The organism is Citrobacter youngae (genome assembly GCF_003818115.1).
Classification (GTDB): domain Bacteria; phylum Pseudomonadota; class Gammaproteobacteria; order Enterobacterales; family Enterobacteriaceae; genus Citrobacter; species Citrobacter youngae.
This window is the reverse complement of sequence record NZ_RPOI01000024.1, coordinates 133,545-145,365: the sequence shown is the minus strand read 5'-3', so window position 1 is coordinate 145,365 and position 11,821 is coordinate 133,545. Positions and strand designations below refer to the sequence as shown.

Genomic DNA, 11,821 nt, shown 5'->3' with positions numbered 1-11,821 from the left:
GCGCGCCGCCAAAAAGGGCTTTCGCATTTCTCTGTCGAAACCTTTGTCCCCACTACCGGTTCGGCGCTCAACTGGGTGTGCGAAAAACTGCATTGGTTTGACTCACCCGAACAGATCAGCGAACTGGCCGCGCAGGCTAGCGACGCGGGTGGCGTGAGTTTTATTCCGGCGCTAACGGGGCTACGCGTACCCCATCTCCAGCCTCATGCCCGTGCGTCCCTGAACGGTATCTCAATCTCGACCACGCGCTCGCAGGTGGCCTACGCGATTCTGGAAGGGATTGCGCATTCGGTCGCGGCCTGTATTCGCGCAAATGAAGCGGCAACCGGGATCCCCACAAAAGAGTTGGTAGTCGGGGGAGGGTTATCCAATAGCGATACGTTATTGCAAATCCAGGCCGATCTTAGCGGTATTCCCGTGCGGCGAATGGCCGAAACGGCGCGGGCAAGCTTACGTGGCGTTGCGTTTTTGGCTGGTGCCGATGGGCTGCTGTGGGACTCGCTGTCGGATGCCTGCGCCATGCTAAAAACCGCGCGGCTATTTGAGCCGAAAATCAGTCATGACCTTCGCGAACAAAAAATTAACCGCTGGGCGATGCGTATTGCACTCGAAATGGAAGCCGCCGACAGCCTCACCTCAGCTAATCAGGAGCACACTTACTCATGAAGTTTTTCCCTTCGCGAAAGCCCAACAAAACCTGTAGTGAGATGTACGGTGCAGAGCCATTACGTCTCCAGCGCGCTGAACAACTGGATCGACTGGAAAGCGACACCTACGACATTCTGATTGTCGGTGGTGGCGTAACCGGAGCCTACGCGGCGTTGGATGCCAGTCTGCGTGGCTACCGGGTGGCGCTGATTGAGAAAAGTGACTTTGCCTCAGGCACGTCATCAAAGTCATCGAAAATGGTACACGGCGGTCTGCGCTATATCGAACAAGGGAATCTGGGGCTGGTTCGCCACTCTTTACTCGAACGCCAGCGTATGCGGAGGAATGCCCGTCATCTGGTGCAACGGTTACCCTTTTTATTCCCGGTACTCGATAAAAATGGCGTATTCGACAAGCGGATGTCTGCTGCATTTGAAAGCCTGCTCTGGACCTACGACCTTGCGGGAGGATGGCGGGAAGGCATCCTTCACCAAAAACTTACCCCTGCGGAAGTGCTGTCGCATTGCCCGACGCTCAAAGAAGAACAGCTATCCGGTGGTTTTATGTATTTCGATGCCCGTGTCGACGATGCCCGACTTACGTTGGCATTGGTGCGCACGGCGGCGTTTCATGGCGCGGTGGTGACCAACCATGCGGAAGTCATCGAAACCACGCGCGACCAGCACGGCAAAGTGAATGGGGCCATCGTCTGTGCCGATGGCAGAGAAATTCAGGTCAACGCGCGGGTTGCCATCATGGCGACGGGCGTCTGGCTGCGTGACTGGAATGGGCTGAAAAAAGGTGACGCATCACCGCTGAATATCCGTCCTGCCAAGGGGGTACATGTTGCTATTCCGTGGATGAAGATCCGCAATGATTGCACGGTGACGATCCCGGTTGCCGGGCGCAGCCGCCGCGCGACGATCACCCGTTGGGGCAACGTTTCCTATTTGGGGACCACGGATGAGGATTATCAGGGCGATCTCAATGATGTTCACTGCAATCGCGCTGAATTGGACTTTCTGCTGGAAGGTGCGAATTCGGCATTGAAAACCGATCTCCGCCCGGAAGACGTGGTGGGAAGTATCGCCGGTTGCCGCCCTCTGGTGGGGACGGCGGGAGGCAAGACCGTTGAAATGAAACGTAATCATGAAATCACAGTTGCGGCAGATGGTCTGATTACGATTGTCGGCGGCAAGCTGACGACATCACGTCATATGGCAGAAGAGACCATCGATGCCGCCAGCAAAATACTCGGTCGTAAAAAAGCCTGCTCAACTAAAACCGCCTGGTTGCTGGGGGCGGCGGGCTATGACCCGCAGGCGATTCTGGCATCGGGTGGTTTGTCTGCGCACCTGGGGGAGCGCTACGGGACTGAAGCGCATTTTGTCAGTGACCTTATCCAGTCCAATCCCTTACTGGCAAAGCCAATTGTGGAAGGGCTTCCCTATACCGAAGCTGAAGTGGTGTATGCCGTGCGCCATGAACTCGCCAGCACCATTGATGATGTGTTATCGCGCCGAATTCGTGCCCGTCTGATGGCTCGTGATGCGTCAGCGAATGCTGCGCAACGCGTGGGGGAAATTCTGCAACAAGAACTCAAGCTTCAGCCTGAACAGGTGGCCCGGCAGGTAGCCAGCTATCAGGCGGCAATTAAACATGAAAAATCAACACTTATGGGGACATCCGAATGATCAGTAAAGAAGCGATTAAACGCGGTTATAACCGTGGAAATTATACTGTAGGTGCACACACGCGCCCGACATGGGCGACGGATATCAAAAGCAGCGGTGGCGCGAAAGGGATGCAGATTGATCCGGTGGCGATGAGCGAAGCGACGTTTGATCGACTGCGGGTCATTGCAGATGAGGTGCTGACATCGGAATCTGATGTGATTACCTGGACCCGCGACTGGTGGGCCGGTTCGATGATTGCGGAAACCCAGGGCGCACCGGCCACGTCAAAAGGGGCGATTGTACGTGTCTCTACGGTAGAACAAATTCAGGATGTGATGCGTCTGGCGAATGCGTTGGCAATCCCGGTCACGGTTTCCGCCGGGCGCAGTAACGTCACTGGTGCCGCATTGCCGTTGCGGGGAGGCATTGTGCTGGACGTTTGCGAACTCAACAAACTTATCGACTTCGATCCACAAAGCCAGATTGTTGACGTTGAAGCCGGCATGTTCGGCGACATTTTTGAACAAACTATCCAAAAAGAGTACGGCATGACGATGGGCCACTGGCCGTCATCGTTTGGTATCAGTACCGTGGGCGGTTGGGTGGCCTGTCGTGGCGCGGGACAGCTGTCGACCCGCTACGGCAAAATTGAAGATATGGTTTATGGGATGGATGTCGTCCTTGCTGATGGCCGCTTAATCACCGTGGGTGGCTATGCGCGTAGCGCAACGGGGCCTGATCTACAGCAGATGTTTATTGGTTCTGAAGGCACATTGGGTGTGATTGTCCGTGTGCGTTTGAAGCTTCATCGCCTGCCGGATTATGGCCGCGCCATCGCCTGGGGTTTTTCCAGCTTCGCCAGTGGACTGGAGGCATGTCGCGAAATCTTACAGCATGGGGCGAATCCGGCGGCACTGCGTTTGTACGATAACCTGGAAAGCGGCGTGCAGTTTGGTCTGCCAGAGACCAATGTCCTGTTGATTGCGGATGAGGGGGAGCCTGAGATTGTCGATGCAGTAATGGCTATCAGCGAACGTGAGTGCCAACGCGGCGGACAACAACTCGACGGCGAGGCTATTTTTGAACGCTGGCTGGACACCCGATATCTGACCGGAAAAAGTGCTGAAGGCTTTAAAAAGAGCCCGGGTCTGGTGGCGGATACGCTGGAAATGGTGGGACGTTGGCGCGATCTTAGCGACGTGTATGATGATGTGGTGGCCGCTATTAACGCCGTACCCGGCACGCTGGCCGGTTCGGCGCATCAGTCTCACGCCTACATCGACGGCGCATGCCTCTATTTCTCATTGCGCGGTGATGTGGCGATTGAGCAACGTGCGGCCTGGTATCGTGCGGCATGGGATGCAGCGAATGCGGTGCTAATTAAGCACAACACCTCCCTTAGCCACCATCATGGTGTTGGTCTCCTGCGTTCGCCCTATATGCAGGCTTCTTTAGGCGAATCGCTTTCCGTTCTGGCGGATATCAAATACGCGCTGGATCCGAAAAACATTCTTAACCCAGGCAAACTGGGGTTAAGCATCGATCTTCCTTCACATCAGGCAGGCCAGTAATGATCAAAAATCTTGGCGTGCTCCTGGCACGCCAGCCCGTCATTATGGCGATTTACGGTATTGAGCAATTGAAAACCGCGCTGTCCAGCAAGGCGGAAGTCTGCATTATTGCCAATATTGACCTGATTAAGCTCCATCCGGTGATAGAACTGCTGTCGCAAGCGGGGAAGTACGTCATCGTGAATATCGACAGCTGCAATGGGCTGTCCCAGGATAAGGGCGGCATTGATTATGTGGCCGAAACGGGAGCGATGGGGTTGCTCTCGACGCGTTTGCAAACCGTACAGCGAGCGAAAAAGTGTGGACTGGTGACGATGCAGAAAATCTTTGTCACCGACCGTTCTACCTGGCTACGCAGCCTGAAAGCCGTAGAACAAAGCGAACCCGATTACGTGCAACTGATGCCCGCGCAGATGTTGCCGCTACTCTCACAGGCTGACCGTAATGTGTTGCCGCCAATAGTGGCATCAGGCTTCGTCTGTAACGAGGAACATGCTCAAACGGCGCTGTTACACGGCGCGATAGCCGTTTCGAGCAGTGATAGCGCGTTATGGGATATAGACCTTCACCGTTAGAACACCGGGAGCCCGACCATGGAGAATTCACAACTTTTTGTTATTGCACATTATTTTTCTCGTAAGGGAATGGGAGACAAGGTCAATGATGCGCTCAGACTGCTTGCCCAGGCCTCGCGTCAGGAGCCTGAAAACATCACCTATGAGTTTTTCCGTTCTACGGAAGACGGCGATCGCTTTGTGATTATTGAAACCTATCGTTGTCCTGAGGGTCTCGAACTTCATCGACAAACGGAGCATTTTCAACGTATTGGCGTTGGGATTATCAACCCGTTGCTTGAGCGTAAAGAGGTGAAAAGCTTTCTCACTCATGCCGATACACCGCGTAGTTAAAAGCTGGCCATTTTTACTACCAGGAGTACATCAATGAACAATGTCATGAAGGATTTTACGTTTTCAACTGTACCGGAAATTATCGTCGAGTGGGCAGGAGCATCACGAGCAGGGGAGATTATTCAGCCGCGATTTAGCGCGCGTCGCGTGTTGTTGGTGACCGACCCCGGACTGGTCAAAGCAGGGATTCTGCCGCCTGTTTTGCATAGCCTGCAAGAGGCAGGGTTTCAGGTGACGGTCTATGATCGGGTCCAACCCGATCCGCAGGAACGTCTTGTCCGGGAAGCCTTACAGGTTGCTCGTGATGACCATTGCGACATGGTCATTGGTCTGGGCGGCGGCTCCTCGCTGGATGTCGCGAAGCTGGTGGCCGTGTTAATCAACTCTGAGCAAGATCTGCAGGCGCTTTACGGTATTGGCAAAGTTTCCGGGCAGCGTCTGCCGCTGATTAACATCCCTACCACGGCAGGGACGGGCTCAGAAGTCACTAATATTTCGATTTTGACGACCAATGATGACAGCAAAATGGGGATTGTCGCACCACAGCTATATGGCGATTTGGTGCTGCTGGATGCGCAATTGACGCTTGGACTTCCTCCGGTTCATACGGCGGCGGCTGGCATCGACGCGATGGTGCATGCCATTGAGGCTTATACCGGTAAACATAAGAAGAACCCCATTTCGGATGCGCTGGCGCGGGAAGCATTACGCTTAATTAGCCGCCATCTGGTGACTGCCTGTCGTGATGGGAACAACCGTGAAGCGCGAGAAAATGTTCTGCTGGGCGCGATGCTGGCAGGCCAGGCTTTTGCCAATTCCCCAGTGGCCGCAGTGCATGCGCTGGCTTATCCCCTTGGCGCACGACACCATATTCCACATGGGTTGTCGAATGCGCTGATGCTGATTCCGGTGCTGCAGTTTAATGCGCCAGTCGCTGCGCCGTACTATGCCGAGCTGGCTGCTGTTATTGGCGAGGAGGTGTCGGGGAATATGGAGAAAGATGCCGCGATATTTATTGCTGCGATGGTACGCATTATTGCTGAATCGGGTGCACCGAAAAAGCTGCGTGATGTCGATATACCTGCTGAAACGCTGGCGATATTGGCTCAGGATGCCATGCAGCAGACTCGTCTTCTGGATAACAATCCTGTTCCGCTCACGGCAGATGATGCGTTGCGGCTATACCAACACGCGTTTTAAACAGAACACTCGCCAAAAGCTTGTCCGGCGAGTGGATTGCCGGACACTGTTTTGCCCGATGACATCGCGAGAACAACCGAATAGACATATCGAATCCAGGTGTTAGTATTCAATAGATAGCAGTTATGAGTATGCGTGTTTCATTTCCGGCCAGGAACGCTGATGATGACAACATTACTACCCGATTTCACAGCATTTTCGTCATTCACTTCCTTCGCGGTATGCGTTGCTATAACGCCTGTCCGCTCTTTGGCCATCGTTTATCATTCCTTCTCATCCCGGATGGAATCTCTCACTGAATAGCAGTTCAGTGGGTTTTGTGACACGCATCGTTTGATAACAGGGATTACGGCGGGTCGAATATGGATAAGATTAAGCGTCATCTGGTGTGGTGGGGCGCGGGTATTGTGGTGGTGGTTGCTGCAATAGCATGGTGGATGTTGCGTCCTGCGGGGATACCGGAAGGGTTTGCCGCCAGCAACGGCAGAATTGAAGCCACTGAAGTGGATATTGCCACCAAAATTGCCGGACGTATTGATACGATCCTCGTGTCGGAAGGGCAGTTTGTCCGTCAGGGCGAGGTGCTGGCGAAAATGGATACCCGCGTGCTGCACGAGCAGCGGCTGGAAGCGGTCGCGCAAATCAAAGAAGCGGAAAGTGCGGTTGCGGCGGCACGGGCGTTGCTGGAACAACGGCAAAGTGAAATGCGCGCCGCGCAGTCGGTGGTAAAACAGCGCGAGGCGGAACTGCAGTCGGTCTCTAAACGTCACGTTCGCTCCCGTTCGCTATCCCAGCGTGGTGCGGTGTCTGAGCAACAGCTGGATGACGACAGGGCTGCGGCAGAAAGTGCGCGCGCGGCGCTGGAATCTGCAAGGGCGCAGGTCTCTGCGGCAAAAGCCGCGATCGAAGCCGCCCGTACCAGCATTATTCAGGCGCAAACCCGCGTGGAAGCCGCGCAGGCCACCGAACGACGCATTGCGGCAGATATCGATGACAGCGAGCTGAAAGCCCCGCGCGATGGTCGCGTGCAGTACCGTGTCGCCGAACCGGGCGAGGTGCTTTCTGCGGGCGGGCGCGTGCTGAATATGGTCGATCTCAGCGATGTCTACATGACATTCTTCTTACCTACCGAACAGGCGGGTTTATTGAAGATTGGCGGTGAAGCTCGCCTGGTGCTGGATGCCGCGCCGGATCTGCGTATTCCTGCGACCATCAGCTTTGTGGCAAGCGTCGCGCAGTTCACACCGAAAACGGTCGAAACCAGTGATGAACGGCTGAAGCTGATGTTTCGCGTCAAAGCGCGTATTCCGCCAGAGCTGTTGCAGCAGCATCTGGAGTACGTGAAAACCGGTCTGCCGGGCATGGCCTGGGTGCGTCTGGATGAAAATCGCCCCTGGCCTGACGAGCTGGTGGTGAGGTTGCCGCAATGACGCATCTGGCGCTGGTTCCCGTTCCTCCCGTGGCGCACCTTGACGGCGTGAGTCAGCATTACGGGACAACGGTCGCGCTGAACAATATCACGCTGGATATCCCCGCCCGCTGCATGGTGGGGCTGATTGGCCCGGATGGCGTCGGAAAATCGAGCCTGCTGTCGCTTATTTCCGGTGCGCGGGTGATTGAACAGGGCAACGTGATGGTGCTGGGTGGCGATATGCGCGACCCGAAGCATCGTCGTGATGTCTGCCCGCGTATTGCCTGGATGCCGCAAGGGCTGGGTAAAAACCTGTACCACACGCTGTCGGTGTATGAGAACGTCGACTTCTTTGCCCGGCTGTTCGGGCACGATAAAGCCGAGCGCGAAGAACGGATTACCGAGCTGCTGAACAGCACCGGCCTGGCACCGTTTCGCGATCGTCCTGCCGGGAAACTCTCGGGTGGGATGAAGCAAAAGCTGGGGCTGTGCTGCGCGTTAATCCACGACCCGGAATTGCTCATTCTTGATGAACCCACCACCGGGGTAGACCCGCTGTCCCGCGCCCAGTTCTGGGATCTGATTAACAGCATTCGCCAGCGTCAGACCAATATGAGCGTGCTGGTCGCCACCGCCTATATGGAAGAAGCCGAGCGCTTTGACTGGCTGGTGGCGATGAACGCCGGGGAGGTATTGGCCACCGGGAGCGCCCAGCAGCTACGCGAACAAACCAACAGCGCCACGCTGGAGCAGGCGTTTATTGCGTTGTTACCTGAAGCGCAGCGTCAGGCGCACAAACCGGTGGTGATCCCGCCGTATCACGCTGAGCAGGAAGAGATTGCCATTGAGGCGAAAGACCTGACCATGCGCTTCGGCAAGTTTGTCGCCGTTGACCACGTTAACTTTCGTATTCCCCGCGGGGAGATCTTCGGCTTTCTCGGCTCCAACGGCTGCGGTAAATCCACCACCATGAAGATGCTCACCGGTCTGCTACCCGCAAGCGAAGGTGAGGCGTGGCTGTTTGGGCAAGCGGTTGACCCGAAGAATATCGATACCCGCCGCCGGGTAGGCTATATGTCGCAGGCGTTTTCGCTCTACAGCGAGCTGACCGTGCGGCAAAACCTTGAGCTACACGCGCGACTGTTCCATATCCCCGAAGCGGAAATCCCCGGGCGGGTACAAGAGATGAGCGAGCGCTTTTCGCTGACCGATGTCGAAGACACGTTGCCCGGTGCGCTGCCGTTGGGGATCCGTCAACGCCTGTCGCTGGCGGTGGCGGTGATCCATCGCCCTGAAATGCTCATTCTTGATGAGCCGACCTCCGGGGTCGATCCGGTGGCGAGGGACATGTTCTGGCAACTGATGGTCGATCTGTCGCGTCAGGATAAAGTCACCATTTTTATCTCCACCCACTTTATGAATGAAGCGGAGCGCTGCGACCGTATGTCGCTGATGCACGCCGGAAAAGTACTCGCCAGCGGCACGCCGCAGGAGCTGGTGAAACAGCGTGGTGCCGCCAGCCTGGAAGAGGCGTTTATCTCCTGGTTACAGGAAGCGGCAGGCCCGGCACCGGAAGCTCAGTTAGCGCCAGCCAATGTTCCGATAGCGCATGAAAACAGTCAGCCGCCGCGGCAGGGCTTTAGCCTGCGGCGCTTGTTCAGCTACAGCCGCCGTGAAGCGCTGGAGCTGCGGCGGGACCCGGTGCGTTCAACGCTGGCGCTGATGGGGACGGTGATCCTGATGCTGATCATGGGCTACGGCATCAGCATGGACGTGGAAAACCTGCGTTTTTCGGTGCTCGATCGTGACCAGACAGTCAGCAGCCAGGCGTGGACGCTGAATCTGGCGGGATCGCGCTATTTTATCGAACAGCCGCCGCTCACCAGTTATGACGAGCTGGACAAGCGAATGCGTTCGGGTGAAGTGGCGGTAGCAATAGAGATCCCGCCAAACTTTGGCCGCGATATCGCGCGTGGCACGCCGGTGAAGATTGGCGTCTGGGTCGATGGCGCAATGCCGAGCCGCGCTGAAACGGTCAGAGGTTACGTGCAGGCGATGCACCAGACCTGGCTGCAGGATGTGATGGCGCGTCAGCCCAATGCCAGTGGGCAAAACGGGCTGATGACCATTGAAACTCGCTATCGTTACAACCCGGATGTAAAGAGTCTGCCGGCGATTGTTCCGGCGGTTATCCCACTGCTGTTGATGATGATCCCTTCCATGCTCAGCGCACTCAGCGTAGTGCGCGAGAAAGAGCTCGGATCGATTATCAACCTGTACGTCACGCCCACGACCCGCAGTGAGTTTTTGCTCGGCAAACAGTTGCCTTACATCGTGCTGGGCATGCTGAACTTTCTGCTGCTGTGCGCGCTGTCGGTGTTTGTGTTCGGCGTGCCGCATAAGGGCAGCTTTATGACCCTGACGCTGGCCGCGCTGCTGTACGTCACCATTGCCACCGGGCTGGGGCTGTTAATCTCCACGTTTATGAAAAGCCAGATCGCCGCCATTTTTGGTACGGCGATTATCACGCTTATCCCGGCGACGCAGTTTTCCGGGATGATCGATCCGGTCGCCTCGCTCGAAGGGCCGGGCCGCTGGATTGGCGAAATCTACCCGACCAGTCATTTTTTGACCATTGCGCGTGGAACGTTCTCTAAAGCGTTGGATCTGACGGATCTCTGGCAGCTGTTTATGCCGCTGGCAATCGCCATTCCGGTGGTGATCGGTCTGAGCGTATTACTGCTGAAAAAACAGGAGGGGTGATGCGCCGATTACGCAATATTTATAACCTCGGCATCAAAGAGTTACGCAGCCTGCTGGGCGACAAAGCGATGCTGACGCTGATCGTCTTTGCCTTCACGATTTCGGTTTATTCTTCCGCGACCGTCCTGCCGGGTTCGCTGCATCTGGCGCCGATTGCTATTGCCGATATGGACCAGTCACAGCTGTCGAATCGGATTGTGAACAGCTTTTATCGCCCGTGGTTTTTACCGCCGGAGATGATCACCGCCGATGAGATGGATGCCGGGCTGGATGCCGGACGCTACACCTTCGCCGTGAACATTCCGCCTGATTTTCAGCGCGATGTGCTGGCAGGAAGACAGCCGGATATTCAGGTTAACGTCGATGCCACGCGGATGAGCCAGGCCTTTACCGGCAACAGTTATATCCAGAATATCATCAGCGGCGAAGTGAACAGCTTTGTGGCGCGTTACCGTGACAACAGTGAGCCGCCGGTGGCGCTGGAAATGCGCATGCGCTTTAACCCCAATCTGGAACCTGCCCGTTTTGGCGCGGTGATGGCAATCATCAACAACATTACCATGCTGGCGATTGTGCTTACCGGCTCGGCGCTAATTCGCGAACGTGAGCACGGGACCATTGAGCATCTGCTGGTGATGCCGGTAACGCCGTTTGAGATCATGATGGCAAAAATCTGGTCGATGGGGCTGGTGGTGCTGGTGGTTTCCGGTCTGTCGCTGATGCTGATGGTAAAAGGTGTGCTTGGCGTACCCATTGAAGGTTCGATACCGCTGTTTATGCTGGGCGTGGCGCTGAGCCTGTTCGCGACCACCTCGATCGGTATTTTTATGGGCACGCTGGCGCGCTCCATGCCGCAACTGGGATTGCTGATGATTCTGGTGCTGTTGCCGTTACAGATGCTCTCCGGCGGCTCTACGCCGCGTGAAAGCATGCCGCAGGCCGTACAGGACATCATGCTGACGATGCCGACCACCCACTTTGTCAGCCTGGCGCAGGCGATTCTTTATCGTGGCGCAGGGTTCGGCATCGTCTGGCCGCAGTTTCTGACGTTGCTGGCGATTGGCAGTGCGTTCTTCCTGATAGCGCTGCTGCGCTTTAGAAAGACGATTGGCACGATGGCGTGAACATTATTGCCGGATGGCGGCTACGCCTTATCCGGCCTACAAACGAGAACGGGTGTAGGCCGGGTAAGCGAAGCGCCCCCGGCAACGAAACAGGTAATTACTCTTCTTTCGGCAGGCACTGCAAATGACCGTGGCGCACTCCGCGCTGGGAAATCACATCATCGGCAAAATGCTGAACATCGCCCATGTCGCCTTTTAGTACGGCGATTTCCAGGCAGTCGTCATGGTTGATGTGAACGTGTAGCGTAGCGACCGATAAATCATGGTGATGGTGCTGCGTCGAAACAATGCGGCTGGCCAAATCACGCTTCTCATGTTCATAAACATACGAGAGTACCGCGAAGCCCTGAGTGCCATGCTCCTGGGTCGTTTCCTGCGCCAGCGCACCACGCAAAATATCGCGAATCGCTTCAGAACGGTTGTTGTAACCACGGCGCTGGCTCAGGCTATCCAGCGTTTCCAGTAAATCGTCATCGAGAGTAATGGTGACTCGTTGCATCTGCAGTTAACCTTTCATGTC

10 protein-coding genes are annotated in these 11,821 nt (G+C 56.0%); 9 read left to right on the top strand and 1 reads right to left on the bottom strand.

From position 1 onward, the window contains the following. The 9 genes from EHN13_RS20310 to EHN13_RS20270 all read left to right on the top strand — a co-directional run. Positions 1–666, top strand: a 666-nt coding sequence (locus EHN13_RS20310; protein WP_249039303.1) for an FGGY-family carbohydrate kinase, incomplete at its 5' end; no start/stop codon positions are given. Further along, positions 663–2,342 (top strand): glycerol-3-phosphate dehydrogenase/oxidase, encoded by a 1,680-nt coding sequence (locus EHN13_RS20305; protein ID WP_048213616.1) that lies wholly within the window; start codon positions 663–665, stop codon positions 2,340–2,342. The genes EHN13_RS20310 and EHN13_RS20305, both read left to right, overlap by 4 nt. Continuing rightward, positions 2,339–3,895, top strand: a complete 1,557-nt coding sequence (locus EHN13_RS20300) for an FAD-binding oxidoreductase (RefSeq protein ID WP_124021976.1) — start codon at positions 2,339–2,341, stop codon at positions 3,893–3,895. Before EHN13_RS20305 ends, EHN13_RS20300 begins: the two co-directional genes overlap by 4 nt. Continuing rightward, positions 3,895–4,470, top strand: a complete 576-nt coding sequence (locus EHN13_RS20295; RefSeq protein WP_048213614.1) for a glycerol-3-phosphate responsive antiterminator — start codon at positions 3,895–3,897, stop codon at positions 4,468–4,470. The genes EHN13_RS20300 and EHN13_RS20295 overlap by 1 nt, the downstream gene beginning before the upstream one ends. 18 nt (positions 4,471–4,488) lie before the next feature. Then, positions 4,489–4,803, top strand: a complete 315-nt coding sequence (locus EHN13_RS20290) for a putative quinol monooxygenase (protein WP_048213613.1) — start codon at positions 4,489–4,491, stop codon at positions 4,801–4,803. 33 nt (positions 4,804–4,836) lie between these two features. Continuing rightward, entirely contained in the window at positions 4,837–6,003 is a 1,167-nt protein-coding gene (locus EHN13_RS20285; protein ID WP_061068771.1) for an iron-containing alcohol dehydrogenase, read from the top strand. Positions 6,004–6,365: 362 nt separating this feature from the next. After that, on the top strand, positions 6,366–7,433 hold the full coding sequence (locus tag EHN13_RS20280) for an HlyD family secretion protein (RefSeq protein WP_061068770.1): 1,068 nt from the start codon (positions 6,366–6,368) through the stop codon (positions 7,431–7,433). Continuing rightward, a complete protein-coding gene (rbbA, locus tag EHN13_RS20275) occupies positions 7,430–10,177 on the top strand; it encodes a ribosome-associated ATPase/putative transporter RbbA (protein ID WP_124021975.1) in 2,748 nt (915 codons plus the stop codon). Before EHN13_RS20280 ends, rbbA begins: the two co-directional genes overlap by 4 nt. Then, the gene (locus EHN13_RS20270) at positions 10,177–11,301 is read left to right on the top strand and encodes an ABC transporter permease (protein ID WP_048213609.1); all 1,125 of its coding nucleotides are present in this window, start codon (positions 10,177–10,179) and stop codon (positions 11,299–11,301) included. The genes rbbA and EHN13_RS20270 overlap by 1 nt, the downstream gene beginning before the upstream one ends. A gap of 97 nt (positions 11,302–11,398) precedes the next feature. On the opposite strand, the gene nikR is transcribed toward EHN13_RS20270, so the two are convergent. Next, on the bottom strand, positions 11,399–11,800 hold the full coding sequence (gene nikR / locus EHN13_RS20265; protein ID WP_005121550.1) for a nickel-responsive transcriptional regulator NikR: 402 nt from the start codon (positions 11,798–11,800) through the stop codon (positions 11,399–11,401). Positions 11,801–11,821 lie beyond the last annotated feature (21 nt).